Source organism: Allobosea sp., from assembly GCF_017308015.1.
Lineage (GTDB): Bacteria > Pseudomonadota > Alphaproteobacteria > Rhizobiales > Beijerinckiaceae > Allobosea.
Window position 1 is genome coordinate 15,430 of record NZ_JAFKFW010000022.1, and the last position, 26,207, is coordinate 41,636.

29 protein-coding genes, 1 pseudogene and 2 riboswitches are annotated in these 26,207 nt (G+C 64.4%); of the genes and pseudogenes, 17 read left to right on the forward strand and 13 right to left on the reverse strand.

The window, feature by feature from the left end; all coding sequences use genetic code 11:
- Window positions 1-129: 129 nt before the first annotated feature.
- Genes J0I42_RS17500 through J0I42_RS17515 form a run of 4 tightly spaced genes read right to left on the reverse strand, consistent with a single transcriptional unit; the run spans window position 130 to window position 3,125 of the window.
- The gene (locus J0I42_RS17500) at window positions 130-879 is read right to left on the reverse strand and encodes an amino acid ABC transporter ATP-binding protein (protein WP_291656612.1); all 750 of its coding nucleotides are present in this window, start codon (window positions 877-879) and stop codon (window positions 130-132) included.
- Window positions 880-887: 8 nt separating this feature from the next.
- Window positions 888-1,589, reverse strand: a complete 702-nt coding sequence (locus J0I42_RS17505; protein WP_291656614.1) for an amino acid ABC transporter permease — start codon at window positions 1,587-1,589, stop codon at window positions 888-890.
- Between the two features lie 5 nt (window positions 1,590-1,594).
- Window positions 1,595-2,290, reverse strand: a complete 696-nt coding sequence (locus J0I42_RS17510) for an amino acid ABC transporter permease (RefSeq protein ID WP_291656616.1) — start codon at window positions 2,288-2,290, stop codon at window positions 1,595-1,597.
- 4 nt (window positions 2,291-2,294) lie between these two features.
- Window positions 2,295-3,125: a transporter substrate-binding domain-containing protein gene (locus tag J0I42_RS17515; protein ID WP_291656618.1), complete on the reverse strand. Its 831-nt coding sequence runs from the start codon at window positions 3,123-3,125 to the stop codon at window positions 2,295-2,297.
- A gap of 298 nt (window positions 3,126-3,423) precedes the next feature.
- Between J0I42_RS17515 and J0I42_RS17520 the strand changes: the two genes are divergently transcribed.
- The 3 genes from J0I42_RS17520 to J0I42_RS17530 are packed head-to-tail and all read left to right on the forward strand — an operon-like array spanning window position 3,424 to window position 6,517.
- Window positions 3,424-4,959 carry a class I adenylate-forming enzyme family protein gene (locus tag J0I42_RS17520; RefSeq protein ID WP_291656620.1) on the forward strand — a complete coding sequence of 512 codons (1,536 nt, stop codon included), beginning with the start codon at window positions 3,424-3,426 and terminating at the stop codon, window positions 4,957-4,959.
- 30 nt (window positions 4,960-4,989) lie between these two features.
- The gene (locus J0I42_RS17525) at window positions 4,990-5,724 is read left to right on the forward strand and encodes a GntR family transcriptional regulator (RefSeq protein WP_291656622.1); all 735 of its coding nucleotides are present in this window, start codon (window positions 4,990-4,992) and stop codon (window positions 5,722-5,724) included.
- 13 nt (window positions 5,725-5,737) lie between these two features.
- On the forward strand, window positions 5,738-6,517 hold the full coding sequence (locus J0I42_RS17530) for an enoyl-CoA hydratase/isomerase family protein (RefSeq protein ID WP_291656624.1): 780 nt from the start codon (window positions 5,738-5,740) through the stop codon (window positions 6,515-6,517).
- A gap of 51 nt (window positions 6,518-6,568) precedes the next feature.
- Here J0I42_RS17530 and J0I42_RS17535 read toward each other — a convergent pair.
- The 6 genes and pseudogenes from J0I42_RS17535 to J0I42_RS17560 all read right to left on the reverse strand — a co-directional run.
- A pseudogene (locus J0I42_RS17535) lies at window positions 6,569-6,694 on the reverse strand (IS3 family transposase); the annotation flags it as partial.
- Between the two features lie 299 nt (window positions 6,695-6,993).
- Complete coding sequence (locus J0I42_RS17540) at window positions 6,994-8,250, reverse strand: D-amino acid dehydrogenase (RefSeq protein WP_291656626.1); 1,257 nt, start codon at window positions 8,248-8,250, stop codon at window positions 6,994-6,996.
- Between the two features lie 36 nt (window positions 8,251-8,286).
- Window positions 8,287-8,378: riboswitch (glycine riboswitch) on the reverse strand.
- 3 nt (window positions 8,379-8,381) lie between these two features.
- A riboswitch (glycine riboswitch) is annotated at window positions 8,382-8,477 on the reverse strand.
- A gap of 458 nt (window positions 8,478-8,935) precedes the next feature.
- Window positions 8,936-9,991 (reverse strand): histidine kinase dimerization/phosphoacceptor domain -containing protein, encoded by a 1,056-nt coding sequence (locus J0I42_RS17545; protein ID WP_291656628.1) that lies wholly within the window; start codon window positions 9,989-9,991, stop codon window positions 8,936-8,938.
- Window positions 9,992-10,013: 22 nt separating this feature from the next.
- Entirely contained in the window at window positions 10,014-10,457 is a 444-nt protein-coding gene (locus tag J0I42_RS17550; RefSeq protein ID WP_291656630.1) for a response regulator, read from the reverse strand.
- Window positions 10,454-11,950 (reverse strand): sensor histidine kinase, encoded by a 1,497-nt coding sequence (locus J0I42_RS17555; protein WP_291656631.1) that lies wholly within the window; start codon window positions 11,948-11,950, stop codon window positions 10,454-10,456. Before J0I42_RS17555 ends, J0I42_RS17550 begins: the two co-directional genes overlap by 4 nt.
- Window positions 11,951-12,185: 235 nt before the next feature.
- Window positions 12,186-12,710, reverse strand: a complete 525-nt coding sequence (locus tag J0I42_RS17560; protein WP_291656632.1) for a thioredoxin family protein — start codon at window positions 12,708-12,710, stop codon at window positions 12,186-12,188.
- A 66-nt stretch (window positions 12,711-12,776) separates the two neighbouring features.
- Here J0I42_RS17560 and J0I42_RS17565 point away from each other — a divergent pair, with 66 nt between their 5' ends.
- The 5 genes from J0I42_RS17565 to J0I42_RS17585 all read left to right on the forward strand — a co-directional run bounded on the left by J0I42_RS17565 (window position 12,777) and on the right by J0I42_RS17585 (window position 16,253).
- Window positions 12,777-13,184 (forward strand): thioredoxin family protein, encoded by a 408-nt coding sequence (locus J0I42_RS17565; RefSeq protein ID WP_291656635.1) that lies wholly within the window; start codon window positions 12,777-12,779, stop codon window positions 13,182-13,184.
- The gene (locus tag J0I42_RS17570; RefSeq protein WP_291656637.1) at window positions 13,181-13,561 is read left to right on the forward strand and encodes an ArsR/SmtB family transcription factor; all 381 of its coding nucleotides are present in this window, start codon (window positions 13,181-13,183) and stop codon (window positions 13,559-13,561) included. Before J0I42_RS17565 ends, J0I42_RS17570 begins: the two co-directional genes overlap by 4 nt.
- A 31-nt stretch (window positions 13,562-13,592) precedes the next feature.
- Window positions 13,593-14,666 carry a YeeE/YedE family protein gene (locus J0I42_RS17575; RefSeq protein ID WP_291656639.1) on the forward strand — a complete coding sequence of 358 codons (1,074 nt, stop codon included), beginning with the start codon at window positions 13,593-13,595 and terminating at the stop codon, window positions 14,664-14,666.
- A 149-nt stretch (window positions 14,667-14,815) separates the two neighbouring features.
- Entirely contained in the window at window positions 14,816-15,610 is a 795-nt protein-coding gene (locus J0I42_RS17580) for a sulfite exporter TauE/SafE family protein (protein ID WP_291656641.1), read from the forward strand.
- Between the two features lie 25 nt (window positions 15,611-15,635).
- Window positions 15,636-16,253: a rhodanese-like domain-containing protein gene (locus J0I42_RS17585; RefSeq protein ID WP_291656643.1), complete on the forward strand. Its 618-nt coding sequence runs from the start codon at window positions 15,636-15,638 to the stop codon at window positions 16,251-16,253.
- Window positions 16,254-16,316: 63 nt separating this feature from the next.
- Here the strand turns inward: J0I42_RS17585 and J0I42_RS17590 are convergent, their stop codons facing one another.
- The 3 genes from J0I42_RS17590 to soxA are packed head-to-tail and all read right to left on the reverse strand — an operon-like array spanning window position 16,317 to window position 18,619.
- Window positions 16,317-17,204 carry an MBL fold metallo-hydrolase gene (locus J0I42_RS17590; RefSeq protein ID WP_291656644.1) on the reverse strand — a complete coding sequence of 296 codons (888 nt, stop codon included), beginning with the start codon at window positions 17,202-17,204 and terminating at the stop codon, window positions 16,317-16,319.
- Between the two features lie 7 nt (window positions 17,205-17,211).
- Entirely contained in the window at window positions 17,212-17,820 is a 609-nt protein-coding gene (soxX, locus tag J0I42_RS17595; RefSeq protein ID WP_291656646.1) for a sulfur oxidation c-type cytochrome SoxX, read from the reverse strand.
- 10 nt (window positions 17,821-17,830) lie between these two features.
- Window positions 17,831-18,619, reverse strand: a complete 789-nt coding sequence (gene soxA, locus J0I42_RS17600) for a sulfur oxidation c-type cytochrome SoxA (protein ID WP_291656648.1) — start codon at window positions 18,617-18,619, stop codon at window positions 17,831-17,833.
- A 209-nt stretch (window positions 18,620-18,828) separates the two neighbouring features.
- On the opposite strand from soxA, the gene soxY reads away from it, so the two are divergent.
- The 9 genes from soxY to J0I42_RS17645 all read left to right on the forward strand — a co-directional run bounded on the left by soxY (window position 18,829) and on the right by J0I42_RS17645 (window position 26,183).
- Window positions 18,829-19,293: a thiosulfate oxidation carrier protein SoxY gene (soxY, locus tag J0I42_RS17605; protein WP_291656650.1), complete on the forward strand. Its 465-nt coding sequence runs from the start codon at window positions 18,829-18,831 to the stop codon at window positions 19,291-19,293.
- 48 nt (window positions 19,294-19,341) lie between these two features.
- On the forward strand, window positions 19,342-19,671 hold the full coding sequence (soxZ, locus tag J0I42_RS17610; protein WP_291656652.1) for a thiosulfate oxidation carrier complex protein SoxZ: 330 nt from the start codon (window positions 19,342-19,344) through the stop codon (window positions 19,669-19,671).
- Window positions 19,672-19,775: 104 nt separating this feature from the next.
- On the forward strand, window positions 19,776-21,473 hold the full coding sequence (gene soxB, locus J0I42_RS17615; RefSeq protein WP_291656653.1) for a thiosulfohydrolase SoxB: 1,698 nt from the start codon (window positions 19,776-19,778) through the stop codon (window positions 21,471-21,473).
- Between the two features lie 44 nt (window positions 21,474-21,517).
- Window positions 21,518-22,792: a sulfite dehydrogenase gene (gene soxC, locus J0I42_RS17620; RefSeq protein WP_291656654.1), complete on the forward strand. Its 1,275-nt coding sequence runs from the start codon at window positions 21,518-21,520 to the stop codon at window positions 22,790-22,792.
- Window positions 22,776-23,522: a c-type cytochrome gene (locus J0I42_RS17625; protein ID WP_291656655.1), complete on the forward strand. Its 747-nt coding sequence runs from the start codon at window positions 22,776-22,778 to the stop codon at window positions 23,520-23,522. The genes soxC and J0I42_RS17625 overlap by 17 nt, the downstream gene beginning before the upstream one ends.
- 29 nt (window positions 23,523-23,551) lie before the next feature.
- Window positions 23,552-23,848, forward strand: coding sequence for a c-type cytochrome (locus J0I42_RS17630; RefSeq protein ID WP_291656656.1), 297 nt, complete (start codon window positions 23,552-23,554; stop codon window positions 23,846-23,848).
- A 34-nt stretch (window positions 23,849-23,882) separates the two neighbouring features.
- Window positions 23,883-24,407 (forward strand): DsrE family protein, encoded by a 525-nt coding sequence (locus J0I42_RS17635; protein ID WP_291656657.1) that lies wholly within the window; start codon window positions 23,883-23,885, stop codon window positions 24,405-24,407.
- A gap of 7 nt (window positions 24,408-24,414) precedes the next feature.
- Entirely contained in the window at window positions 24,415-25,686 is a 1,272-nt protein-coding gene (locus J0I42_RS17640; RefSeq protein ID WP_291656658.1) for an NAD(P)/FAD-dependent oxidoreductase, read from the forward strand.
- Window positions 25,687-25,796: 110 nt separating this feature from the next.
- Entirely contained in the window at window positions 25,797-26,183 is a 387-nt protein-coding gene (locus tag J0I42_RS17645; RefSeq protein ID WP_291656659.1) for a c-type cytochrome, read from the forward strand.
- The last annotated feature ends 24 nt before the right edge of the window (window positions 26,184-26,207 follow it).

The following is a 26,207-nucleotide window of genomic DNA, read 5'->3' on the forward strand; positions in this document are numbered from 1 at the left end:
TGAGTTGGTTCCAGATCCGGCGCGATTGCGGATATCGGCGGTTTCGACCGCCAGATCGGGATCGTCTTCAGGCCGTTCGATAAGTTCCGATCCGGAGCCACCCTGGTCCGCTAAGCGGGGCCCGGCCGCTCAGTGCAGCAGGTCGGAGAGGAATTTCTGCAGGCGCGGATGGGTCGGGTTGTTGAAGAAGGCCTCGGGCTTGGCCTTTTCGATGATCCGGCCCTGGTCCATGAACCAGACGACATCTGCCGCCTTGCTGGCGAAGCCCATTTCATGGGTGACGACCATCATCGTCATCCCCTCTTCGGCGAGCTTTTGGATCACCTGCAGGACCTCGCCGACCATCTCGGGGTCGAGCGCACTGGTCGGCTCGTCCAGCAGCATGACCGAGGCGTTCTGCGCGAGCGCCCGGGCGATCGCGACGCGCTGCTGCTGGCCGCCGGAGAGATTGGCCGGCATCGCGTTGATCTTGTCCTTCAGCCCGACCTTTTCGAGCAGATGCGCGGCGAGGTCGGCGGCCTCGGCCTTCGGCATCTTCGCGACCTTGATCGGCGAGAGCGTGACGTTCTGCAGCGCCGAGAGATGCGGGAACAGGTTGTACTGCTGGAACACGAAGCCGATCTTCGAGCGCAGCGTGTTGATGTCATAGGCCTTGTCGTGGATGTCGCGGCTGTCGACGATGATCGAGCCGCCGTCGATCTCCTCCAGGCGGTTGATCGTGCGGATCATCGTCGATTTTCCGGAGCCGGACGGCCCGCAGACGACGATGACTTCGCCCTTGTTCACCGCGCCCGAGATGCCGTCGAGCACCTTGTAGGAGCCGAAGGATTTCTCCAGCCCGCGCAGCTCGACCATCGCGCCTTGCCTATCGCTTGCCATGGAGTTCCTCACCGGACGGCGGCGGCGCTCGATTGCCGCGCCTTGATGCTGTGCTCGATCTTCCGCGACAGGAGCGAGAGACCCCAGCAGGGAATGAAGTAGAAGAAGGCCAGGACGACATAGGTCCGGATCGGGTTGCCGACTTCGACATTGTTGATCTGCTGCGCCACGAAGGTCAGCTCGGACACGCCGATGATGTAGACGATCGAGGTCGCCTTCACCGTCGAGACGAACTGGTTGACGAAGGACGGGATCATGTTGACCAGCGCCTGTGGCAGGATGACTTCGCGCATTGCCTGCCAGTAGCCGAGCCCGATCGAGCGCGCCGCTTCCATCTGGCCCTTCGGCAGTCCCTGGATGCCGGCGCGCACGATCTCCGCCATGAAGGCCGATTCATAGACGATGATCGCCGCCATCGCCGTGGTGAAGGGCGTGAACGAATGTCCGGTCAGCTCGGGCAGCAGGAAATACGACCAGAGCAGCACCATCAGCAGCGGGATGCCGCGCAGCGCATAGACCCAGATTGTCGCCGAGATGAAGAAGGCGTGCCGCTGCGAGGTCCGTGCCAGTCCGATCAGGATCGCCAGGGGGAAGCAGACGGCAAGCCCGACGCCGGCCAGGATCAGCGTGCCCGCGAAGCCCCCGATCTCGGAGGCCGGCCAGCCGCCGGTGAGATAGAACAGCCCGTATTTCTCGAGGAAGCCGAGCATCGCTGTCAGGCCCTGTGCGTCACGGCGAAGCGCCGGGAGAACCAGGCCCCGAGGAACATGATGACGAGCGAGATCACGAGATAAGTGATGGTCGCGATGAAATAGACTTCGAAGGCGCGGAAGGTGGCGTTCTCGATATTCCGGACCTGATAGGTCAATTCGGACACGCCGATCGCCATGGCGAGGCTGGTATCCTTGAACAGGATCAGCGTGCGGTTGAGGATCGTCGGAATGGTGATCCGCACCGCTTGCGGAAGAATGACGTAGACGAGCGCGCCGAGCGCCCCGAGCCCGATCGCCCGGGCGGCTTCATATTGGGTATGGGGAATGGCCCGCATTCCCGAGCGGATATCCTCGGCGAAATAAGCGCTGACATTCAGCGACAGCGCGATCCAGGCGAACAGGAATTCGGTATTGCCCCGGTTGATCCAGAGCCGGATCGAATCCGGCAGCAGGTCGGGCATCGCGAAATACCAGACCAGCATCTGCACGACGGTCGGCACATTGCGATGATATTCGAGGTAGATTCCGGCGACGAAGCGCACCGGCGCGAAGCGGACATCCCTGAGATTGGCCAGGACGAGCGCGATCAGGAACCCGCAGATCCACGAGACGACGAAGAGTTTGCAGGTCGTGAGGAGCCCGTCGAGCAGCGCGGGAAGGTGACCTCCCCGCGCCAGGAAACTCAGGTCTAGCGTCATCGGCTTAGCGGGCGATCGGCTCGACTGCGAAATCGCGCTTGAACTTGTAGATCGACTGCGAGCCGAACCATTTGTCGTAAGCCGCGCTCAGCTTGCCGGCCTTGTCCATGGCGACGATGGTTTCGTCGACCGCCTTGAGCAGGCTCGCATTGCCCTTCTGGACGATGATGCCGATATGCTCCTGGGCCACCGGCTCTTCGAGGAGCTTGACCGGGTCCTTGCCGCCTTCCTTCGCCTCGATGGCGAAGCGCGCCATGGTGAGCTCGCCGCCGATCACGCCCGCGACCTTGTCGCTCTGCAGGGCGAGATAGCAGGCTGCCAGGCCCGGCAGCGTGACGAGCTGCGAATCCTTGAACTTCTGTGCCGCGAGCGCCGCGCCGCTGGAGCCCTTGGCGGCGCAGATCTTCTGGCCGTTCAGCTCGGCCAGCGACTTGATGCCGGAGCTTTCGCGCACCAGGGCGCGCACCGCGGCCTGGAGATACTGGACGCTGAAGTCGAACTGCTCGGCCCGCTCCGGCAGATAGGTCACGGCGCCGGCGAGGACATCGACGCGGCCCATCTTCAATTCGCCGATGCGCGCTTCCGTCGAGACGGGTTTATGCGTGAGCTTCACGCCGATATGCTCGGCGATCGCCTTGCACATCTCGACGTCGTAGCCGGCATAGCCGCCGCTGGCCGTATCGCGGAAACCGTAGGGCGGCGCGGCATCCTGCGTGGCGCAGACGACCTCGCCCTTCTGCTTGATTTCGTCGAGCGTCGCGGCATGGGCTGCACCCAGCGCTCCAGACGCAACGAGGCCGCCCATGACGGCGATGATCTTAAGGCCGGCCCGCATGCGCGCCTCCTCCCATATTTATCATTGATTGAGACGGTAACTCATCGACTCTGCGTTCGATTTGATATGTCGTACATATAACGCAATCAAGCGTCAAGCGGCGGAAAGCCAAGCGCGATACGTCACAATATCGATCATATCGTACTGTGGCATGCCTGCTCTCTGAACAATATGTAGACAATAAATGTCGAACATATTACCCGAAGAGATATCCGCGCCCATCCGGTATCTCCGGGCGGCCGGCGGTGACCCGAGGCCTCCGGCGCCGGGGAAATGATCGCGAAAAGCGGATGCGTGGATGCCCAATATTTACCAGAGTGCCATGTTCAACGCGCAGCGCTTTCCCGGGAAAGTCGCTGTCTCCGACGCCGCGTCGAGCCTGAGCTTCGGGCGCTTCTGCGAGCGGGCGCGGGCGCTGGCGCTCTATCTCGAAGGCTTCGGCGCCAGGCCCGGCGAGCGCGTCGCGATCATGGCCGATAACAGCATCGACTATCTCGCCCTGATGCATGCGGCGGCGGTGACCGGCTTCATCCTCGTGCCGGTCAATATCCGCTACAGCGCTGACGAGCTTCTCTACCTGCTGAACGATTGCGAGCCGCGCGTCCTGATCGTCGATCCCGAATTCCGGCCGACCGTCGCCATGATCGAGGAGAGGCTCGGCGGCAGCATCGCGATCCTGGATGCCCTGCCGGCGGACCTGCCGGACCATGACGCACTATCGGTTCTGGCCCGGCGCTTCGGCACCGTCGCCGACGACGACGTCGCGATCATCCTCTACACCTCCGGTACGACCTCGCGCCCCAAGGGTGCGATGATCACCCATGGCAACCTCGCCTGGAACGCGATCAACTACATGGTCGAGCTCGGCGTCGACGAGACGGCGCGCGCGATCCTGGCGACACCGCTCTTCCATGTCGGCGGCTTCGGCGTCGTCAACGGGCCGGTGCTTTATGCCGGCGGCTCCCTGCATATTCTGCCGCGCTTCCGGCCCCGCGACACGCTGGACGTGCTCCACACCGTCAAGCCGACACATCTCTTCCTGCTCTCGACCATGTGGGTCGGCCTCACCGACCTGCCGGATTTCACCGAGCACAGCGTCCCCTCGGTGACCTTCGTGCAAACTGCCGCAGCCCCGCTCGGCGAATGGCGCCAGGAGCAGATCCGCCAGGTCTTCTCCAAGGCCGAGTTCAGCTGGGGCTTCGGCCAGACGGAAAGCTGCGTGACCACGATCAAGAATCGTTACACGCACGAGATCCTGACGCATCCCGGCTCGACCGGCTATTTCTGGCGGCATTTCAACTACCGCTTCGTCGACGAGCAGCGCGAACTCCTCGCCGACCAGAACGGCCCGGGCATCCTGGAGATCAGGGGGCCGACGATCTTCAAGGGCTATTGGCGCCAGCCCGAACTGACGGCCGAGACCCTGTCGCCCGACGGCTGGCTGCATACCGGGGACATCATCCGGCTGGACAGCGACGGCTTTGCCTATTTCATGGGTCGCAGCAAGGACATGATCAAGACCGGGGGCGAGAACGTGGCCGCGCTGGAGGTCGAGAACTGCCTCGTCCGCCACGGCCAGGTCGCCGAAGCGGCCGTGCTGGGAATGCCGCATGAATATTGGGGCGAGGAGCTGGTCGCGGCTGTGGTGCCGGCCGGCAATACGGTGCCGGATGTCGCCGAGTTGCGGGCCTTCTGCCGCGCGCAGCTCGCAGCCTTCAAGGTCCCCAAGCGTTTCGTCATCCTCGATGCGCTGCCGCATTCCTCCTCGGGGAAGGTGCAAAAATTCATGCTGAAGGACAGGATCAGGAGCATGCTGGATCAGGACAGCCCGTAGAGACGCGATTCTCCCATCAGGATGGAATGCATGCCGAAAACGCTGCCCGCCAAATACAATGTCGGCAAGATCATCGACATATTGTCGTCCCGGATCGAAGACGGCCTGTATCTCGTCGGGTCCAACATCCCCAACGAATTGCAGCTCTGCGAGGAGTTCGACGTCAGCCGCTACATGATGCGCGAGGCCATCCGGCAATTGCAGGAGCGCGGCCTCGTCGAGCGACGCAAGCGTGCCGGCACCAAGGTGATCAACCGCCAGTCGCGCGCCCGCTACGGCCTCGATATCGAAGCCGCCGACAGCCTCGGCCGCTACCTCCGCCATACCGACCTGAACCTCGTCGGCGCGGCGGAGCCGCTGACCGCGCAGCCGGCCGAGTTCAAGCTCGACGGGGATCTCGCCGGCTGGTCGCTGCTCAACACATATCGCAGCGTACCCGGCATCAACCGGCCGATCTCATGGTCCTATATCTATATCCGCAAGGAATATGACGGCATCGCCGATCTCATCGGCCAGTTCCGCGGCGGCATCTACGCGATGGTGTCGAAGAAATACGATGTCGCGATCAAGCATGTCGAGATCGACGTCTCGGCCTCGGTCTTCCCCGAGCACATCGCCCGCATCCTCAAATACGACCCGCGCGACCCGGCGCTGCTGATCATCCGGCGCTTCTACAGCGCGCAGGACAGGCTCGTCGAAGTCTCCGTCTCCTACTATCCGCCGTACGAATTCCAGTACAGCAGCCGCATCAACCTGCAACAATGAACCGGACCGATCGATGAAGACCACCTATGGCAAGAGCGTGACGGTCGCGCAGGACGGCACGACCGCGATCGTCCGCATCGACCGCGGCGCGAACCGCAACGCCATCGATCAGGACACGATCCTCGCCTTGACCGAGCTCGCGCACGACCTTGCCGATACGCTCGACATCCACAGCGTCGTTCTGACCGGCACGGCGGACATCTTCTCGGCCGGCATCGACCTGAAGGACCCGGCCAAATGGAATGAGGACGACACCGCATTGCTGGCGCGCCGCAGCGTGGCCCAGCGCGGGGCGCGGCTTTGTCAGCTCTGGCAGGACCTGCCGCAATTGACCGTGGCGGCGATCAACGGCCCTGCCGTTGGCGGCGCCGTCGCCCTGACGCTGGCCTGCGATTGGCGCGTCATGGACCGGGCCTCTTTCCTCTACCTGCCGGAGACCAAGGTCGGACTTAACATGGGCTGGGGCGCGATCCCGCGCATCGTCGCGCTGGTCGGCGCGGCGCGGGCCAAGCGGGCGATCCTGCTTGCGGAACGGATTTCGCCCGAGACGGCGCTGGACTGGGGCATCGTCGAGGAGATCGCCGAGCCCGGACAGGCGGTGGAGGCGGCGCTCGCCCTGACCACGGCCGCTGGCGTCACCCCGCCCGCCCTGCTGCGAATGACCAAGGAAGCGGTGAATGCCTGCGCGACCCCGCTGCACCGCATCGGCATCTACATGGACGCCGACCAGGCCATGGTCTGCCGTGACAGCGACGAGGGCAGGGGAGCGCGGGAGAAATTCCTGAAGCGTTGAGATCGATGAAGGCCGCAATCCGCGTATGCCGGTTCGGCGACGGGGAGCGCTGGCATGGAAGCTCGATCGTGACACGTCCAGCGCTTCGCAAAGCGACGTCACAGGCCGAATTCCCCGGTGCTTCGCGATGAACGCCAACCACATGTCACGTCCTTCGCGAAGAAGGCTCCGGCCATTTTCAGGATACTGTCGGTTTCATGAAACCGCCAATCCCGGTGTTCAAAAAGCCGGCAGCAGGCCGGAGGTCAAGCCCGTCGCCGTGGAGCGGCTGCGGGACGGTAGCGCGGCGGGCTCGATGATCGGCGGTCCTCCCCGCGTCTGTTGAAACTGGCTCGTAGTGTCCTGGAAATGCCTTGCCGTCCCGGGTTCTTGATTCCGCGAAGCCCCGGGACAGCAGGCGTAGTGCTGGAAGGGACCATCCAGTTCCCGTCAATATTCCGGGCCGCCTGCAAGAGGAAAGGCGGCCCCTTAGGCCTTCAGTCGGCCAGGTTGGATTTCGCCACCGTCAGCGCCGCCACGGCATCGGCGGTCGCAGCGGACAGCGTCCAGCCGAGATGGCCGTGCCCGGTATTGTAGAGCACCCGCGGGTCACGGCCGCGCATCACGCGCGGCATCATGTCGGGCATCATTGGGCGCAAGCCGGCCCAGGGGACCACCTGCCGGGTGCTCATCCCCGGAAAATGCTTGCGGCACCATGCAATCAACGGATCGATCCGGGCGCGACGGATATCCTTGTTGAAACCGTTGAACTCCGCAGTGCCAGCGACGCGGAAGCGATCGGGTCCGAGGCGGCTCGTGACGATCTTCGCACTGTCGTCGAGCAGGCTCGTCCATGGCGCGGCCTGCCTGTCGGCCGGCTCGAGCAGATTGACCGTGATCGAGTAGCCTTTCACCGGATAGACGTTCACGTGATCGCCAAGGCGGGCGGCCAGCGCGCGCGAGCCGACGCCGCCGCAGACGACCAGCCTGTCGAACGTCTCCTGAGACGGCGAGGTGTTCGCCGCTTCGCCGGCCGGCAGGGAGGAGACCGTGATCGTATCGGAGCCCTGGTCGATCGCGGTGATCTCCGTCGCGAACTTCATGGCGACGCCAAGCCTTTCACAGGCACGGGCAAGACCGTTGGTGAATTTGTGGATGTCGCCGGTGAAATCGCTTTCCGTGAAGAAGCCGCCATGGAAATCGCCGCAAAGCGCAGGCTCGATCGCACGGATTTCCTCCGGCCCGACGGCGCGCCTTTCGAGGCCGCCCTTGGCCAGCAGAGCCGTTACTTTCGCTGCTGCCGCGAACTCCGCCTTCGACTGATAGACGTGAAGAATACCGCGGTCCTCACAGTCGAAATCGATGTTTTCCTCGGCCGCCATTCGCTTGAGATGGGCTCTGGCCTCGATCGCCAGGCGCGTGGTGGTCACGGTATTCTCTTCGTATTGTGGGATCGAGGCGACGAACTGGGTCATCCAGGACAGCTTGTGCCAGCTTGGACGAGGGTTCACGAGCAGGGGCGCGCCGGGCGTGAACATCCATTTCAGGCCCTTGGCGATCGTTGCCCAGCTATTCCACACCTCGGCGTTGGACGCGGAGAGCTGCCCGCCATTGGCAAAGGACGTTTCCATCGCGGCGTAAGGCTGGCGTTCGAATACCGTCACCGCGCAGCCGCGCTTGACGAGGTTGTAGGCGGTCGTCACGCCTGTAATGCCGGCGCCGATCACGGCGACGCGTAGGGAACGATTCGACATAGGTGCTCCTGCCCGTCATGCGGGACCTGGAACCCCCTCTGTCATTGGCCTGAGAGCTTCATCCGGCTCGTGATTTCGAGCCCGAACTTACACCATCGGCGCGAGGCATGCGGCCTCGCTTTTCAGAGTCGAAACGTGGTGCGGTCCTTTTGCCTGAGAGTTTCCGGGGTGGTTGCTCCATCGGCGCCGCATCGTCGAAGACATGCGATCTCTCCCGCCCCGCCAGTCAATCATCCAGCCTCGGATTCCGTCAAGTCGAATTCCGCGTAGCATATTGGCAAAAAACGAAAAATTGGTCGGCGCCCCCCGGTGCTCCGAAAGCGCACAGCCTCGGCGGCCTGATAAGGGCAAGTCCGGATGTCAAAGGGGTCGGCAGGTGCTCGGTGAGGCTTTCGCCAGAGATCGGGACCTTCGTTCTGGTGTCGTCATCGTGGCGCCCGCGAGGGCAGGGCGCGCGACCGCTTGATCTCCCCCTCTCGCAAAGACCCGGCCGCGGCTTTTGGCGATCAGACCACGGCGGGCTCGTCCGCTGCCTGAACGGCCGGCAGCCCATGAGGCCGGCAGTCCTTTCCAGCATGGCGCGAGTGCAATGCGTGGTCACAACATCGGAATCAAATCCGGGAACGGCGTTGTCGAAACGCGCAAAACGACATTGGCGCGTTTTCCCGCGATGACCGCGATCATTTCAGTGAGCGCCCGTGATCTCCGATAGGGATAAATTCATCATGGCGTGCGTGCCACGTCCACCTGTGTCCTCGTATTCCAGTTCGGTGGCGAGGCTCTTTGCCATCGCGCGGACGATTTTGCTGCCAAGGCCTGTTCCCCTGATCGTGCCGGTCCCGGTCCAACCGATTCCGTCATCGACGACCTTGAGCGTGACGGTCTCGCCCTTGCAGGAGAGACTGACCCGGACTTCACCCTGGCCGTTCGGATAGGCGTATTTCAATGCATTGGTGACGAGCTCCGTCGCGATCAGCCCTATCGAGATCGCCTTGTCGGTTTTCGCCAGTACCGGCACGGCCTCGAAGCGGATTGCCGGCATCTGTCCGGAGGCGGCCAGCGATTGCGCAAACTCCTCGAGCAGCGAACGGAGATAGCCGGCGAGATCGACGGCGCGGACATCGTCCGAGGTATAGAGGCTGCGATGCAGGTTGCCGATCGCGGTGATGCGCGCCTGCGTCTCGGCGAGTGCGGCCTTGGCGCCGGGATCCTCGACCGAGTTGGCCTGCATCCTGACGAGCGAGCCGACCAGTGCCAGGCTGTTGGCGACGCGGTGATTGACCTCGGCCAGCAGCATCACGGCCCGGTCGCGAGCCGCACGCACGTCCTGCTCGGCCTGCTCGCGAGCGCGGGTCAGGCGCGCCTTCACAACCGCATGCTCCAGCGCCGCCCGAAGCAGCACCTCGAAATCCTCGCCAACGGTCTTTACGACATAGTCCATGGCCCCGGCCTTCAGCGCGGTCACGGCGATCGACAGTTCCGAGGAGGCCGTCACGTAGATGACCGCGGGCGGCGTGGCATGGGTAGACAGCTCGGCGAGCACGTCGAGCCCGGACGCCGTCCCGAGGTCGTGGTCGAGGATGATGACATCGATCCCGCCAGCTTGGGCGCGCGACAGGCCCGCCTCGGCGGCCTCGACATGCTCGACGAGGTAGTTGTGGCGCGCGAGCATGCGCTGCACGAGCCGCCCCAGCGTGGCGTCGTCGTCGATATAGAGGACGTTGATCGGCCGGTTAGGCATCAGCGGTGGCCACGCAAGCCGGTCATGGCGTTTCCGGAACCTGGATGACGGAGAAGAACAGCCCGAGCTGGCGGATCGCATGGGCGAAGCCGTCATAGTCCACGGGCTTGGTGATATAGACATTCGCGCCGAGATCGTAACAGCGTTGAATCTCGCGGCTGTCGTCGGTCGTGGTCAGCACGACGACCGGCGAGCGTTTCGTATGCGTGTTCGCCTTCACCTTCTCGAGGATGTCGACGCCGCCCATGTCGGGCAGGTTGAGGTCGAGCAGGATCAGGAGCTGGCGGCCGGCGCTGACGGTGCCGGAGCCGTCGGCGCCGAACAGGTAGTTCAGCGCATCCGTACCGTTGGCGAAGGGGATGATCTCGTTGCTGACGCCGGCGCGACGGATGTTCTTCTCGATGAGGCGGGCATGGCCTTCATCGTCCTCGATCATGATGATCGAGACGGGCTTTCCTTTGGTCATGCTTCGGCACTCCGTCTGTCGGCCGCGAGATTGGGGGGCAGGGTCACGGTAAAGGTCGTGCCCTTCCCGAGTTCTGAGCGCACGGCGATGTCGCCGCCGAGATTGCGCACCATCGTGCGGACATGGGCGAGGCCGATGCCTTCGCCTGCCGTGTTCTGAGTGCCTGAGCGCCGGAACAGCTCGAAGATGCGCTCGTGATCCGTCGCCGCGATGCCGCGGCCATTGTCTTCGATCTCGATCTTCACCCAGCCGCGGCGCTCCCTGCGCGTGCGGACGGCGATCCGGATCGGGCGCTCCGGCGCCCTGTACTTGATGGCGTTGTCCAGGAGATTGCCCATGACCTGATCAAGCGAGAGGCGATCGCTCGTGATGCGGGGAACCTGCGAGTCGATCTCGATCCCGCCACCTTCCTCCGCGCTTGCCTGATGATGGACTGCCGCTGCCGCGGTCTCGATGAGTGCGGTCAGATCGACGCTTTCAACCCGCAATTCACGCCGGCCCTCGCGCGAGATCTTGAGGATGGCGTTGATGAGGCCGTCCATCTTGCGCGTCGACGAGCGGATGAAGCCGATTGCCTCGGCGACATCGACGCGCAGCGCCTCTTCGGCCGCTGCCTTCTGCTCCGGGGAGGCTGTGCTTCCGGCGGTGACATAGGAGTCGATGGGCTTGAACATCGCCTCCAGTTCGCTGGTGAAGCCCATGATGTTGACCAGCGGGGCCCGCAGGTCATGCGTCACGATATAGGCGAAGCGCTGGACCTCCTCGTTCGCCTTGACGAGTGCGTCGGTGCGCTCACGCACGCGCGCTTCGAGACCGACATTGAGCGTTTCGACTTCGCGGCGCGCGGCGACGAGTTCACGCGTATAGCCGATAATGGTCCAGCTCGCGGCGCCGGCCATGGCGAGGATCAGGATCGCGCCGATGGTCGTTGTCCAGCGCAACCTCGCCGAAGCGGTAAGCTGGGCATCGATCGCCTCCCCGAGCTCCTTTTCCGAGGTCTCGAGAATGGCGTTGAGATCGGTGCGCAGTTCGTCCATCAGGCGCTTGCCGGTGCCGTTGCGGACGAGATTCAGCGCGGTCTCGGTATCGCCTTTGCGGGTGGCTTCGACAGTTGCGGCCAGCTCCGCCATCTTTTGGTCGAGCTCTCTCGTCACCCGCTGCAGGAGGGGATCGATCTCGGGCAGCCTCGCTGCAGCCCGTTCAAGTCGGGCGCGCTGATCCGGAAGCCGTGAGACCGCGGCTTGATAGGGCGAAAGGTAGCTTTCGTCGCGCGTCAGCAGGTAGCCGCGCTGGCCTGTCTCGGCATCCTGCACCAGTGACAGCAGATCGGCAGTGGCGCTCCGGACCGCGCGTGTCGCCGTCACTTCGCCGAAATAGCGCTCGCTTGCGTTCGTCAACCACAGCGACGTCGCTACGATGGCGACCAGCACAGCGATGCCGATGGCCAGAAGCAGGGCGTTCGAGCGTTGGAAGAACGCCTGGGAGATAGGCATGCAGAGTACCAGAGGGTGAGCGCCGATTTCGTGATCAAACCCCGCTTGAAAGCAATAGCAAATGACATTGCATTCCATGCAGTGCGTACATATTCGCCTCGCGCGCGAATCCGCGGTCGTTACAGAACTCGGTGCGGTGCCGTCCGCCCGTTTGGCCGGAGTAACGGGCCGGCAATGTCGGAAATCGCGTGGAAAAACAGGTTGCCTTCAACGCAGCGGCGCGTTTCGGGCGGCTCTATCGAAGCTGGTCCTGGAACAGGGCGAGAAACCGATCCTGATCCGGCAGGGCCTCCATCCGGAACAGCTCGCGATCCCGCGGCTGTTTTGCAGAAAGGCCTTCGGCCTTTTCGGGAAAGAACTGAATCGCTGGCGTCCCGACGATCCCGTAATGTGCGGCGAAGCGCTTTTCGGTGAATCGGGCCCCGTCGAAATCGGTCACCTCGCGAGAACCCAGAATGTTGAGGTGAAGAATGGCGAAATGGTCGCGGATATAGGCCTCGACCGCTGGGTCGGCCATGTAGACTTCATGCATGCGCCGGCAGGCGGGGCAGTTGCGCAGTCCCCACAGGATCGCGAAACGCTTGCCGTCCCGTGTGGCCGCGGCGAGATCGTCGGCGAGGTCGAGAAAGCTCTTCAGATACCAGTCGAATTCGTAGAGTCCATCCTCGCTGAGCCGCGCCTTGCCGAGGGCCGGAAGCAGGTCGGAGACGGCGAGGACTGCCCCCAGGGCCGGAGCAAGCAAGCGTCTACGGGTAATCATCGGCAGCCTCCCGCAGCAGTGTGGAAGTCTCTGGTATAAACATATGAATACGACTATGTTATCGGCATGATTGCAAGCTGGCTTCTTGGGTGCAAGAGCATTGCGGCAGCGGCCGTGCTGTCGGCTCTGTGCTGCGCCTCGGCAGGTGGCGCCGAACTCGCCGTATACCGGCGGGACGGGTGTCCGTACTGCGCCCGGTTTGAGCGCGAGGTCGCTCCGATCTATCCGAAGACGCGGCAAGGTGCGCTTGCGCCGCTCAAATGGGTTCAGCTTCCCGCCGGCGGCGTGCGGGGCGGTGGTCTCAAGGAACCGGTCATAGCGACGCCGACCTTCGTGCTGTTCGAAGGCGGACGCGAGATCGGGCGCATCACCGGCTATCTGAACGACGACATGTTTTGGGGTTTGCTTGGATCGCTCGTTGCTGGCATTGACCGAAGCGAAGAAAATCCACGCCTTCAGGTGAATTCACGATGACTGCGATCGTCTCGAAGGTCCTAGAGGACGAGATGCGCGATGGCGCCGAGTTCTCCTTCGAACTCGACCAGCTCATGCGGAAGGCGCGCAAGGCGAGCGACTTCCTCAAAGCCTTGTCACACGAGAACCGGCTTCTGCTGCTCTGTCTTCTGGCGGAACGCGAGCGCTCCGTGACCGAGCTGGAAAACCTGCTCTCGCTCCGCCAGCCGATGGTGTCCCAGCAGCTTGCACGGCTGCGACTCGATCAGTTGGTGACCACCCGTCGCGATGGCAAGACGATGTATTACAGCATCGCCAATGACGACGTTCGCCGCGTCGTGGCCTTGATCTACGACATCTTCTGCGGGGCCAACGCGGCCGACAATCCGAGGTCGTGACGAAGCCCGGCCCAGTTCTGCGAGAACCGCCATGACAGGTCTCTCGGTCTGGGCTTCGACACTGATCGGCGTCGTCGTCGGTGCCGCTTGCGGTTTCACGGTGCGTCGCGCGCGGCTGTGCTCCTTCGGAGCGATCGAGGACGCATGGATGGGCGGCGACACGCGCCGCCTGCGGATTTTCGGTCTCGCGCTGGCGATCGCGCTGATCGGCGCGCAGTCCCTGGTCGGGCTCGGCTGGCTCGATCCGTCGAACTCGACCTATGTGCAGCCGGCCTTGCCCTGGCTCTCGATCGTCGTCGGAAGCAGCATGTTCGGCCTCGGCATGGCGCTGGTAGGCACCTGCAGCTTCGGCTCGCTTGTGCGGCTGGGTTCGGGGGACCTGCGCAGCCTGATCGTGATGATGGTGTTCGGGTCGGTCGCCTATGCGACGCTGCGCGGCATGCTGGCGCCGGTCAGGATCGAAATCCTCGAAAAGGTCGCGTGGCCCGTTCCCGGCGGCCTGAAAGGCGATTTCAACAGTGTGCTTGCCTATCTCGGCGCACCGCATTCCCGCCTGGCGCTCACGGCCATCGCGGTGCTGGTGCTGGTGGCGGCAGTCGCGGTCGATTCGAGGCTGCGCCGGTCGCCGCGCCTGTTGATGGCCGGCGCGACATTAGGCCTCGGCGTGGTGGCGGGGTGGTGGGTTACAGGGGTTGCGGTCGATGCCTTCGATCATGTTCCGCGGGCACAGAGCCTGACATTCGTCTCCCCGGTCGGGCGCGCCCTCTATGCCGTTCTGTCAGTGCCGGCCGCCTTGCTCGAATTCGGCATCGGGGCACTTGTCGGGGTTGTATCTGGGTCCTTTCTGTCCGCCCTCTACGATCGGGAGTTCCGCTGGGAGGCCTTCGACGACGACCGGGAGATGAGACGTCACCTCGTCGGTGCGGTGCTGATGGGAGGCGGCGGCGTGCTGGCCGGTGGCTGCACGATCGGCCAGGGGATATCTGCGGGATCGATGATGGCGCTGTCCTGGCCGATATCCGTCGCCGGCATGATGGTCGGAGCGCGCATCGGCATCGCCTTTCTGATGGAAGGCTCGCTCAGGGGCCTCTTGCAGAGACGTTGAGCGGATGGATTGCGGCCTAGATCGTGGATGATCGGCGCCGGACGAGCGCGGACCGGCGATCAAGTTTCGCGGCGAAGATTGAAATATTCATTTATTCAGATATATGATTATAATACGCCGCCAATGGCTCTCCAGCCGGAACATTAGGTATGTTTGCGACACCCGATATCGCCTCGGTCGGTTCCGGCTCTCTTGTCGGTTTCGTGCTCGGTCTCATTGGCGGCGGCGGTTCGATCCTTGCCGTCCCGCTGCTCGTCTATGTCGTGGGAGTCGCTTCGCCGCATGTTGCCATCGGCACCAGCTCGGTCGCCGTGGCACTCAGCGCATTCTCCAATCTGATTGGCCATGCACGGGCCGGCAACGTTCGTTGGCCCTGTGCTCTTGTCTTCTCGGCGGCTGGCATTGCCGGCGCGGCGGCGGGGTCGTCTCTCGGCAAGCGCTTCGATGGGCAGAAGCTGCTTCTCCTCTTTGGTTTTCTGATGCTCGTCATCGCGTTCATGATGCTCGTTCGCCGGCAGGAGCACGGCGCGCGGTTCCAGCCGCTCTGCAGGGCGACCGCTGCGACCCTGCTGCCGCGACTGCTCGGAACGGGCGGCCTTGTCGGCGGCCTCTCGGGCTTCTTCGGTATTGGCGGCGGCTTCCTGATCGTGCCCGGGCTGATGGGTGCCGCGCATATGCCGATGATCGCGGCCATCGGCTCGTCGCTGGTCGCCGTCACGGCTTTCGGAATCACGACGGCGGTCTCCTATGCGCTCTCCGGCCTTGTCGATTGGCACATCGCGCTTCTGTTCGTTGCCGGTGGCGTGGCCGGCGGCATCGGCGGCACGCTGCTGGCTCAGCGGCTTTCGACCCGGAAGGCGGCGCTGACGCGCGTCTTCGCGGGCATCGTCGCGCTCGTCGGTCTCTATGTCGTTTGGCGCGGATACGCGGTCGTCATGGCCTGAGCAGCCGCGCCTGAAGGAGGGCAACATGAACCGCAGAACCATCCTGTCTCTTGCGAGCGTCGCGGCCGCCGGTGCGATCGCAGGCCGGGCATATGCCCAGCAGCCGGCTGCTCCACGGGCTGACGCGGTGCCAGGGAGCGTCCCCAAGCCGAAGCAGACCTCGCTCGGCCTTTACATGACGCCGCGCGAAGCGGCGGATGTGATGGCGAGGGATGGCACCAGGACGCTGTTCGTCGACGTGCGCACGCGGGCGGAAATGATGTTCACCGGCTGGGCGCCGCTGATCGACGGCAACGTGCCGTTCGTGGAGGTCACCGAGTTCTGGGACTGGGACGACAAGGAAAACCGCTACAAGCTCGAGCCGAACGCCACCTTCTCCCAGGGTGTCGGCCGTCTGCTCGCCGCGAAAGGTTTGGCCAGAACGGACCGGGTCATCCTGATGTGCCGTTCGGGCGATCGTTCGGCGCGGGCGGCGGACAAGCTGGCGGAGGCTGGCTACACGCAGGTCTACAGTCAATATGAGGGCTTCGAAGGCGACATGTCCCCGGCGGGACATCGAAACGTCAACGGCTGGCGGAATGCCGGGCTGCCCTGGACCTACAAGCCCGACAAGGCCAAGTTCTATCTTGGCATTGGCGGCTGAGGGCCGATCATCCCGCTGCGGGCCGCTCGCACGGGCTTGCGTCGGGACGATCGGGATCGTGAGTCAGGCACCGACGAAACGATAGGCCGTTCCTTGCCGTTCGACGCGTCCGGCGGCGCCGGGCAGGTGGTAGCCGATCGCTCGCGCGCCGCTCCGGCTCAATTCGTCGAGCAGCCGACGGCGGGCCGCGACGGCCTGCTCGGCATCCTGGTCCGACGCTGGCCGCCAGTCGGGATGCGCGAAGGAGATCCGCGGATGGGTGAGGGCATCGCCCAGCACCATCACTGGGCCTTCAGCCAGCGCGAGCGCAAAGGAGACATGGCCCGGCGTGTGCCCGGCCGTGTCGATGGAGGCGATGCCCGGCAGCCATTCGCGCCCCGGTTCCATTCGCTCCAACCGGTCACCTAAGCCCTTCGCGATGCGTTGCGCCCCGGCGGCGAAGGCGTGCCGGTCCGCGGGCAGACGGTCATAGACCTTGGCGCCGGTCCAGAAATCGATCTCCCGGCTCGCGGCGAGCCAGCGCGCATTGGGGAAGAGCGGGCTGTCGAATTCATCGAGCGCCCCCCAGAAATGATCGGGGTGAAGGTGGGTGAACAGCACATGCGTCACCGCTTCGGGCTCGATGCCGGCGGCGCGCAGACTGTCCTGCAGCTGGCCTGTACCGGGCAGGAAATTGGCTCCTGCCCCGCAATCGAACAGAATCAGCTCCTTGCCGCGTCGCAGACAGGTGACGTTGAGGGGCGTCCGGAAAGGATCGGACGGACCCGCCTGTGCGGTGATCTCGGCGGCCGGCACGTCGCGGGCCAGGGTCGACAGCGGCATCTCGAAGCCGCCGTCGCTCAGGATGGTGATTCGCTCCGCTTCGGAGCCGAGCGTGGTGACCACCTGTGCCCGCGCCGGGGCGGCAAGGCCTGCAACCCCGGCGGCAAGGATAAAGCGACGCGTCAGCATGCCCGACCTATTTGTTGACCGGAGATTCAGGGTCGAACAGATAGGCCATCACGTCCTTGATCTGCTCCACGCTCAGCACCTTGTTGACGCCGAAGCGCGGCATGTTCGAGCAGGCCACGACCGCCATCGAATCATAGACCTTGGTGTAGGCGTCCTTGATGCTCTCGGGATCGTATTTGCGGTCCTTGCCATAGGCGGAGAGGCTCGGGCCCAGCGTGCCGTAGCTCACCTCCTTGGGGTCGAGCTGGTGGCAGGCGAAGCAGTTCCCGCCCGAAACCGTTCCCGGCGGATCGGAAAACTGGCCGCCGCGGCCATTGTTCGCGACCTGATAGCCCTTCTTCCAGTCGCCGAGGAACTTGCCGTCGGCCGGATAGGCCACGCGGGCCGCCTCGCGTTTCAGCATCTCCTCGGATTGCGCCGAGGAGGGGGTGTTGCGCGTCGCATTGCAGACCGCGAGCGTTTCGTCCGGCTTGATGCGGGCCTGCCATTCGGGGGAGGCCTTGCCGAAGGTCGACTTGATGTAGGCGTCGATGACCGCCTGGCTCGGGCGATCCTGGGCGCAGGCCTGGCCGGCGACGAGGAGACCGGCTGCGAGGGTGATGGTGAGCTTCAGCATCGTCAGGTCCTCACCGCTTGATCGACGGAACGTTGATCTCGCCGCCTTCCGCCCGGGTTTCCAGGAAGACGGTGAGGGCGGTCAGCGCGTCCGAGCCATATTCCGGAACGGGCCAGCGCTGCTGGCGATAGCAGTCCCAGAGCCGATGCTGCATGGTGCGCAGCGCGCTCTGCGAGACGCGATAGGTCGGCCACGAGGCCATCGTCTCCTGCGCGGCCTTACCCTTGACCGAGAGGTTGGGCAGGCCTTGCAGGCGGATGCGCTTGCCTTCTTCGGCATGGCAGGTGGCGCAGGAGAAATCGTTGACGCCGCCGCGGGTGTAGAACAGCGCTTCGCCGACGGCGGCGGCCTCCTTCTCCTTCGGATGGGAGAGCGGCGGCGCAATCTTCATTCCGTTGGACTTGTTGGCGATGAAGGCGACCAGATCCTCCATGTCCGAGGCCTTGCCCGGGCCGGAGAAGCGGCGGGCGACGACATCCTTGGTGTCGAGGCCCTGCACCTTGTCCATGCACCAGAGAAGGCGCTGTTCCAGATCCATGACCTTGTCGCTGTCGGCGAAGTAACGGGGGAGCTTGGCATAGGCGCCGTCCAGCTTTCCGGGGCCTTCGCCGAGATCGCAGCCTTCGAGCGAGACGCTCTTCGGTCCCCGTGCTTCGCTCCACAGCACCTCGCCGCGGTCGACGGCGAGGAAGCCCGGATTCGAGAACGGGTCTGACAGCATCTGCCGGTAACGCTCGATCTCCTTCTCGCTGTCGTCCGGCGGCGACTGCGCGGCCAGACGGGTGCCTGCCAGGCCCATGGCAGCTATCAGTGCGGCTGCCGCAATCAGCGGAATCCTCATTCCTCGCCCTTTCGTTTCCCCATCAGCCGCTTATGCTGCGGCTTGGCGCAAAGCCGTTCCGGGCTTTACATTCAAAAAAAACAATATAACGATACGTGCAAATGATGTGCGGCGATCGGTCGCTTCGTCAAGCTATAAAAATCGACCAGTTCCAGGGAGGAACACGCATGAACAAGGGCCTTTCAGGGCTGTCACGCCGCGATGCCGTTCGGGCTGCGGCCCTGGCTTTCGCTGTCGGGGCGATCTCGCCGCGGCTGGCCTTCGCCGATGAGAAGGCCGTCGCGGCCGAGATCAAGAAACTCTACGGCGACAAGAAGATGGCCGAGGGGAAGATCAAGCTCGACGTTCCCGAAATCGCGGAGAACGGCCTCGTCGTCCCGGTCAATGTCGAGATCGAGAGTCCGATGACGGAGGCCGATTACGTCAAGGCGGTACACGTCTTCGCCGACGGCAATCCGCAGCCGGGCATCGTCAGCTACCAGTTCACGCCCGCTTGCGGAAAGGCTTCCGCGGCGACCCGCATGCGCCTCGCTCAGACGCAGGACGTGATCTGCATCGCCGAGATGTCGAATGGCGATCTCTACTCGGCCAAGGCCAACGTCAAGGTCACGATCGGCGGCTGCGGCGGCTGACCGGCCGCCCTCCAGCTTGATCAGAAAACCAAGAAGGCGAGGAAACCCATGACCACGAAGCCCACGCCCCGGGTGCGCGTTCCCGCGAAGGTCGCCGCCGGCGAGATGATCGAGATCAAGACCCTGATCTCGCACGAGATGGAATCCGGCCAGCGCAAGGATTCCAAGGGCGAGACCATCCCGCGCAAGATCATCAACAAGTTCACGGCGAGCTTCAACGGCAAGCCCGTCTTCGTCGCGGATTGGAATCCGGCGATCTCGGCGAATCCCTACCAGTCCTTCTTCTTCAAGGCGGCCGAGTCCGGTGAGTTCACTTTCGCCTGGAAGGACGACGACGGCTCCGAATACACCGCCAAGAGCAAGCTGACGGTGGGCTGACGCCCGCTTTCCGCCCGGCGGGCGCGAGGGTGCAGCGCCGGGCCCATGCCTGACAATCCGATCACTTTCCGGGGCGCAGCATGCGCGTGCCCGAAGGATGAGTCATGATCTCGAGACGCGAATTCCTGCAGGCGACTGCTGTCGCCGGGGCATTGACCGTATCCGGTGGGCTGGGGCCGCTCGGGCGCGCCGCCGCCCAGCAGAGACTCTCACAGGCCGACATCCTGCGCTTCGATCCGCTCGGTACGGTCACGATCCTCTATCTCGCCGACATCCATGCGCAGCTCATGCCGCTGCATTTCCGCGAGCCGTCGGTCAATCTCGGCGTCGGGGAGGTCAAGGGCCTGCCGCCGCATCTGACCGACGCGGCCTTCCGCGACCATTTCAAGGTGGCGGCCGGCACGCCGGACGCCTTCGCGCTGACCTCCGACGATTTCGTCCAGCTCGCGCGCAACTACGGCCGGATGGGCGGTCTCGACCGGGTGGCTACGCTGGTGAAGGCGATTCGCGCCGAGCGCGGCGACGACAAGGTGCTGCTGCTCGATGGCGGCGATACCTGGCAGGGTAGCTGGAGCGCGCTCAAGACCAAGGGCCAGGACATGGTCGATGCCATGTCCGCCCTGAAGCTCGATGCGATGACCTCGCATTGGGAGTTCACGCTCGGCGCGGACCGCGTCAAGGAGATCGTCGAGGCCGCTCCCTTCGCCTTCCTCGCCCAGAACATCCGCGACAAGGAATGGAACGAGCCGGTCTTTCCGCCGCGCAAGGTCTTCGAGAGGGGGGGCGCCAAGGTCGCGGTCATCGGTCAGGCTTTGCCGCGCACCGCTGTCGCCAATCCGCGCTGGATGTTCCCGGACTGGGAGTTCGGCATCCGCGAGGAGGAGCTGCAGAAGCAGGTCGAGGAGGCGCGTGCCGAGGGCGCGGGCGTGGTGGTGCTGCTGTCGCATGACGGCTTCGATGTCGACCGCAAGCTCGCCTCGCGGGTGAAGGGCATCGATATCATCCTGACCGCCCATACCCATGACGCCATGCCGGGTCTGGTCCGGGTCGGGGACACGGTCCTCGTCGCCACCGGCTCGCATGGCAAGTTCCTGTCGCGGCTCGATATCGCGGTGAAGGACGGCAAGGTCTCCGATATCCGCTTCAAGCTGATGCCGGTCTTTGCCGATGCGATCACGCCCGATGCCGAGATGGCGGCCCTGATCAGCAAGGCCCGCGAGCCCTTTGCCGCGGATCTCGCCCGGGAGATCGGCCGTACGGATTCGCTGCTCTATCGGCGCGGCAATTTCAACGGCACCTTCGACGACCTGATCTGCGCCGCGATGATGGAGCAGCGCGATGCCGAGATCACGCTGTCGCCCGGCTTCCGCTGGGGCGGCACGCTCCTGCCGGACGATCCCATCACCTGGGAGGCGATCACCAACGCCACCGCCATCACCTATCCGAACTGCTACCGGATGGAGATGACGGGCCAGCAGCTCAAGGATGTGCTGGAGGATGTCGCCGACAACATCTTCCATCCCGATCCGTATTTTCAGGGCGGCGGCGACATGGTCCGCGTCGGCGGCATGGGCTACGCGATCGACATCGCCCGGCCGATGGGCAGCCGCATCTCGGAACTGACCCATCTGAAGACGGGGCAGCCGATCGAGGCCGGCAAGCGCTATGTCGTTTCGGGCTGGGCCAGCGTCAACGAAGGCACGCAGGGCCCGCCGATCTGGGACGTCGTGCGCGATCACGTCGCCAAGGCCAAGACCATTTTCCTCAAGCCGAACACCGCGGTGAAGGTCAGCGGCGCCTGAGCGCCGCCGTGCCGCATCGCCCCGCAATCGGAGGACATGAGACGATGACCTCGCATCGAGACGATCCGGCCCCGAGCCGGCGCCGCTTCCTGGGTGGCGCGGCCCTGGCCGGTGCAGGCCTCGTCACGGCCGGTTCCGCCCGCGCCGAGGCAGGCAAGCCCGATCCCCTGATCACCGACGTCCAGGACTGGAACCGCTATCTCGGCGAAGGGGTCGACAAGCACCCCTACGGTGTGCCCTCGCGTTACGAGAAGAACGTGATCCGGCGCGACGTGCCATGGCTGACGGCTTCGCCGGAATCCTCGGTGAATTTCACGCCGCTGCACGATCTCGACGGGATCATCACGCCCTCCGGCCTGTGCTTCGAGCGCCACCACGGCGGGATCGCCGATATCGACCCGGCCAATCACCGCCTGATGATCCACGGCCTCGTCGAGAAGCCGCTCGTCTTCACCATGGAGGACATTAGGCGGATGCCGCGCGAGAACCGCGTCTACTTCCTGGAATGCGCGGCGAATTCCGGCATGGAATGGCGCGGTTCGCAGCTCAACGGCTGCCAGTTCACGCACGGCATGGTCCATAACGTCATGTATACCGGCGTGCCGCTGCGGGTGATCCTGGCCGAGGCCGGCCTGAAGCCGAAGGCGAAATGGCTGATGCTGGAGGGCGCCGATTCCTCCGGCATGAACCGCTCGCTGCCGCTGGAGAAGGCGCTCGACGATGTACTGATCGCCTTCGCCATGAACGGCGAGGCGCTGCGGCCGGAGCAGGGCTATCCGCTGCGTGCGGTCATCCCGGGCTGGGAGGGCAATCTCTGGGTCAAGTGGCTGCGTCGCATCGAGGTTGGCGACATGCCCTGGATGGCGCGCGAGGAGACCTCGAAATACACCGACCTCCTGGCCGACGGGCGCTCGCGCCGCTTCACCTTCTTCATGGATGCCAAGTCGGTCGTCACCAACCCGTCGCCGCAGGCGCCCCTGAAGCACAAGGGCCGCAATGTGCTCTCGGGCCTGGCCTGGTCCGGCCGCGGCACGATCAAGCGTGTCGACATCACGCTCGACGGCGGCAAGAACTGGCAGAGCGCGCGGATCGACGGGCCGGTGCTCGACAAGTCCCTGACCCGCTTCTACGTCGATTTCGACTGGAACGGCGGGGAGTTGCTGGTGCAGTCGCGGGCGATGGACTCCACCGGCTACCTTCAGCCGACCAAGGAGGAGCTGCGCAAGATCCGCGGCGCCAATTCGATCTATCACAACAACGGCATCCAGACCTGGCATGTGAAGCCGAACGGGGAGACCGAGAATGTCGAAATCTCCTAGGATCGCGCTGCTGGCCGGTGCCGCCGGGCTTGCCGTCGCCCTGGTCGGGCCGCTCCTGGCGCAGCCGGCGCCCAAGAACCACGCGCCGGCGAAGCCTCCTCATGCTGCGCAGGCCGCTGCTCCGGTCGCCCCGGCCGCAGCCCCGAAGCTCGGGCTGGGGCGCGAGGCGCTGCCCGCGGAGATCAAGGCATGGTCGATCGGTGTGCGGCCGGACGGGCAGGGTTTGCCTCCCGGCAAGGGTACGGTCCGGCAGGGCGACGAACTCTTCCAGGCGCAATGCGCGGCCTGTCATGGCGAGTTCGGGCAGGGCAACGGGCGCTGGCCGGTCCTGGCCGGCGGGCAGGGGTCGCTCAAGGACGATCGGCCGGAGAAGACGATCGGCTCGTTCTGGCCGGATCTCTCCACGGTCTTCGACTATATCCACCGCGCCATGCCCTATGGCAACGCGCAGTCGTTGCAGCCGGACGAGGTCTATGCCCTGACGGCCTATCTCCTCTATCTCAACGACATCGTGAAGGATGAGGATTTCGAGCTTTCGGACAAGAACTTCACCTCGATCAAGCTGCCCAATGCCGCGGCCTTCTACGATGACGATCGCGAGACGACCGAGAAGGCGTTCTGGGGCAAGCAGCCCTGCATGAAGGACTGCAAGAGCGAGGTGAAGATCACCGGCCGCGCCGCTGTGCTCGACGTCACCCCGGACTCCAAGACGGCGCCGAAGGTGGATTGATGCCGGGCCCCCAAGCAGGATCGGGCTGGATGAGTTTCGCTGCGGTTGCCGCGGGGCTCGCCGCGGCCCCGGCCCATGCAGCGGCCGACCGGGCGCTCGGGGAATATCTCTCGGCCGAGTGCGCGACCTGCCATGCGGGCACCGCGCCGAAGGCCGGCGCCATACCACCGCTCGCGGGGATGCCCGCCGACCAGTTCACCGCGCTGATCATGACGTATCGCAGCGGTATTCGCGACAATGCCGCGATGCGTAACATCGCGAAGCAGCTTTCGGAAGAGGATGTCGCGGCCTTGGCCGCCTATTACGAGGGGCTGAAAGCCCCCTGACCGTCGATATGCGGCGGCAAACAGGGAGGAAATGATGACGCACAACGCAGTGATACCCTCGCGCCGTGGCCTGCTCGGGGCTGCCGGCGCCGGTCTCGCGGTCGCGGCCACCTCCGCCGTGGCGGCTCCAAAGGCGCTCGATCTCGCGGACATCAAGAAGGAGGCCGATATCGCCTGCGTCTACCACTGCGACTTCGGTGACGCGGCCAGGTTCGACCAGATGCTGACCAATATCGCGAACCATTATTCGGCGTATGGTGCCGATCCGTTCGCACTGCAACTCGCCATCGTCGCGCATGGCGCAGGCGTGAAGTTCTTCCTGAAGGACCTCGAGGCGACGGCCTGGGCGGGTGACGGCGCCGCGCTGAAGTCGTTCGAGCGGGTCGAGGGGCTCGCGAAGAACGGCCTCAAGATTCATCTGTGCGAAATCACCTTCCAGCGGAACAAAATCGACAAGGCGAACGCGAGGGATTTCCCCTTCATCAGCTTCGTTCCCTCCGGCGTCGCGGCAGTCGCGGTGCTGCAGGCGAAGGGCTTCTCCTATCTGAAGATCGCATGAGGACGCCATGAAACTCGATCGACGAACGGTTCTGCGCTCCGGGCTGGCGGCTGCGGCGACGCTGGCGGCGCCGGCCGTGCTCGGCCAAGCCAAACCACGCATCGTGGTGATCGGCGGCGGCGCGGGCGGCGCCACTGCGGCACGCTATCTTGCCAAGGATTCGAACGGCGCATGGGCCGTGACGCTCGTGGAGGAGAATGAGGTCTATCACACCTGCTTCCACTCGAATCTCTACCTCGGAGGTTTCAAATCCTACGGGGAGATCACGCACCGCTACGATGCGTTGACGGATCGATACGGCGTTGCGCTCGCCCGGGCGCGGGCCATGCGGATCGATCGGGATAAACGCGAGGTCGTTCTCGCGCAGGGACAGCGCCTGCCTTACGACCGCCTCGTCGTCTCGCCCGGTATCGACCTCAAATATGATTCCGTGCCCGGCTGGTCGAAGGCGGCCGAGGAGACCATGCCGCATGGCTGGAAACCCGGCCCGCAGACGCAGCTCATCAAACGGAAGCTCGACGCCGTGCCTAATGGCGGAACGATCGTGATGATCGCGCCGCCCAATCCCTATCGCTGCCCGCCGGGGCCTTACGAGCGCGCCTCGATGTTCGCCCATGTGCTGAAGAGCACCGGGCGCGGCGACGCCAGGATCGTGATCCTTGACCCCAAGGAGAGTTTCTCCAAGCAGGGCGTCTTCCAGGAAGGCTGGGAGAAACACTACGGCACGATGATCGAATGGCTCGGGCCGAAGGTGCATGACGGAATCAAATCGGTCGATCCCGCGACGAATACCGTCGTCACCGGTTTCGAGACGTATCGTGACTGCGCCCTCGTCAATGTCGTGCCGGCACAGATGGCCGGTGAGATCGCCCGCAATGCGGGGCTCGCACCGGAGGGCGGCTATTGTGCCATCGATCCGGCGACGATGAAGTCGACGGTCGATGCGAATATCCATGTTCTGGGGGATGCCTGCATCGCCGGCGATATGCCGAAATCGGCCTTCGCCGCCAACAGCCAGGCCAAGGTCGCCGCGATGACGATCCGGGCGGAGCTGGCGGGGGCACGCAGCTTCCCGCCGCGCTACCTCAACACCTGCTGGTCGCTGGTCGATGCCGATGATGCGATCAAGGTCGGTGGCCGTTACGAGCCGCGCGACGGCCGCATCGCGGCGGTCGAAACCTTCGTCTCCCAGAAAGACGAGCCCGCTGATCAGCGCCGGCAGAACCAGGCCGAGAACCTCGGCTGGTACGCTGCGATCACCGCGGACATGTTCGGGTAGCGTATTTTCGAGTGAGGCGGACACCCGTTCGCGAAGACAATGCGACAAAACTGGACCGGCTCTGGCCGCTGGACATCAATGCTCGTGGATTGAAGCTCAGGGAACTACGCATGAAGATTTTGACTTCCGTGACCCTCCTGCTCGCCTTGGCGACCGTTCATGTCGCCAAGGCGCAGGACATCGCCGCCGGCGAGCGTTCATTCAACAAATGCCGCGCCTGTCATCAGGTCGGTGAAACCGCGAAGAACGGCGTCGGCCCGCAGTTGAATGGCTTGTTCGGGCGCCATACCGGCGCCGTCGAAGGCTATAGCTACTCGGCAGCGAACAAGGCCGCGAATCTGAACTGGGATGAGGCGATCTTCGCGGAATACATCAAGGATCCGAAAGCGAAGATTCCGGGCACCAAGATGGTCTTCGCCGGGATCAAGAACGAGAAGGAAGTCGCGGACCTGACGGCCTTCCTCAAGCAGTTCGGCAAGGACGGCAAAAAAATGTGAGGCTCGTCGCTTCGGCGGCGATTA

What these genes read in the sequence shown, in the direction of transcription:
- J0I42_RS17500 (WP_291656612.1), bottom strand. Translation starts at nt 879, where the DNA reads ATGGCAAGCGATAGGCAAGGCGCGATGGTCGAGCTGCGCGGGCTGGAG.
- J0I42_RS17505 (WP_291656614.1), bottom strand. Translation starts at nt 1,589, where the DNA reads ATGCTCGGCTTCCTCGAGAAATACGGGCTGTTCTATCTCACCGGCGGC.
- J0I42_RS17510 (WP_291656616.1), bottom strand. Translation starts at nt 2,290, where the DNA reads ATGACGCTAGACCTGAGTTTCCTGGCGCGGGGAGGTCACCTTCCCGCG.
- J0I42_RS17515 (WP_291656618.1), bottom strand. Translation starts at nt 3,125, where the DNA reads ATGCGGGCCGGCCTTAAGATCATCGCCGTCATGGGCGGCCTCGTTGCG.
- J0I42_RS17520 (WP_291656620.1), top strand. Translation starts at nt 3,424, where the DNA reads ATGCCCAATATTTACCAGAGTGCCATGTTCAACGCGCAGCGCTTTCCC.
- J0I42_RS17525 (WP_291656622.1), top strand. Translation starts at nt 4,990, where the DNA reads ATGCCGAAAACGCTGCCCGCCAAATACAATGTCGGCAAGATCATCGAC.
- J0I42_RS17530 (WP_291656624.1), top strand. Translation starts at nt 5,738, where the DNA reads ATGAAGACCACCTATGGCAAGAGCGTGACGGTCGCGCAGGACGGCACG.
- J0I42_RS17540 (WP_291656626.1), bottom strand. Translation starts at nt 8,250, where the DNA reads ATGTCGAATCGTTCCCTACGCGTCGCCGTGATCGGCGCCGGCATTACA.
- J0I42_RS17545 (WP_291656628.1), bottom strand. Translation starts at nt 9,991, where the DNA reads ATGCCTAACCGGCCGATCAACGTCCTCTATATCGACGACGACGCCACG.
- J0I42_RS17550 (WP_291656630.1), bottom strand. Translation starts at nt 10,457, where the DNA reads ATGACCAAAGGAAAGCCCGTCTCGATCATCATGATCGAGGACGATGAA.
- J0I42_RS17555 (WP_291656631.1), bottom strand. Translation starts at nt 11,950, where the DNA reads ATGCCTATCTCCCAGGCGTTCTTCCAACGCTCGAACGCCCTGCTTCTG.
- J0I42_RS17560 (WP_291656632.1), bottom strand. Translation starts at nt 12,710, where the DNA reads ATGATTACCCGTAGACGCTTGCTTGCTCCGGCCCTGGGGGCAGTCCTC.
- J0I42_RS17565 (WP_291656635.1), top strand. Translation starts at nt 12,777, where the DNA reads ATGATTGCAAGCTGGCTTCTTGGGTGCAAGAGCATTGCGGCAGCGGCC.
- J0I42_RS17570 (WP_291656637.1), top strand. Translation starts at nt 13,181, where the DNA reads ATGACTGCGATCGTCTCGAAGGTCCTAGAGGACGAGATGCGCGATGGC.
- J0I42_RS17575 (WP_291656639.1), top strand. Translation starts at nt 13,593, where the DNA reads ATGACAGGTCTCTCGGTCTGGGCTTCGACACTGATCGGCGTCGTCGTC.
- J0I42_RS17580 (WP_291656641.1), top strand. Translation starts at nt 14,816, where the DNA reads ATGTTTGCGACACCCGATATCGCCTCGGTCGGTTCCGGCTCTCTTGTC.
- J0I42_RS17585 (WP_291656643.1), top strand. Translation starts at nt 15,636, where the DNA reads ATGAACCGCAGAACCATCCTGTCTCTTGCGAGCGTCGCGGCCGCCGGT.
- J0I42_RS17590 (WP_291656644.1), bottom strand. Translation starts at nt 17,204, where the DNA reads ATGCTGACGCGTCGCTTTATCCTTGCCGCCGGGGTTGCAGGCCTTGCC.
- soxX (WP_291656646.1), bottom strand. Translation starts at nt 17,820, where the DNA reads ATGCTGAAGCTCACCATCACCCTCGCAGCCGGTCTCCTCGTCGCCGGC.
- soxA (WP_291656648.1), bottom strand. Translation starts at nt 18,619, where the DNA reads ATGGGCCTGGCAGGCACCCGTCTGGCCGCGCAGTCGCCGCCGGACGAC.
- soxY (WP_291656650.1), top strand. Translation starts at nt 18,829, where the DNA reads ATGAACAAGGGCCTTTCAGGGCTGTCACGCCGCGATGCCGTTCGGGCT.
- soxZ (WP_291656652.1), top strand. Translation starts at nt 19,342, where the DNA reads ATGACCACGAAGCCCACGCCCCGGGTGCGCGTTCCCGCGAAGGTCGCC.
- soxB (WP_291656653.1), top strand. Translation starts at nt 19,776, where the DNA reads ATGATCTCGAGACGCGAATTCCTGCAGGCGACTGCTGTCGCCGGGGCA.
- soxC (WP_291656654.1), top strand. Translation starts at nt 21,518, where the DNA reads ATGACCTCGCATCGAGACGATCCGGCCCCGAGCCGGCGCCGCTTCCTG.
- J0I42_RS17625 (WP_291656655.1), top strand. Translation starts at nt 22,776, where the DNA reads ATGTCGAAATCTCCTAGGATCGCGCTGCTGGCCGGTGCCGCCGGGCTT.
- J0I42_RS17630 (WP_291656656.1), top strand. Translation starts at nt 23,552, where the DNA reads ATGAGTTTCGCTGCGGTTGCCGCGGGGCTCGCCGCGGCCCCGGCCCAT.
- J0I42_RS17635 (WP_291656657.1), top strand. Translation starts at nt 23,883, where the DNA reads ATGACGCACAACGCAGTGATACCCTCGCGCCGTGGCCTGCTCGGGGCT.
- J0I42_RS17640 (WP_291656658.1), top strand. Translation starts at nt 24,415, where the DNA reads ATGAAACTCGATCGACGAACGGTTCTGCGCTCCGGGCTGGCGGCTGCG.
- J0I42_RS17645 (WP_291656659.1), top strand. Translation starts at nt 25,797, where the DNA reads ATGAAGATTTTGACTTCCGTGACCCTCCTGCTCGCCTTGGCGACCGTT.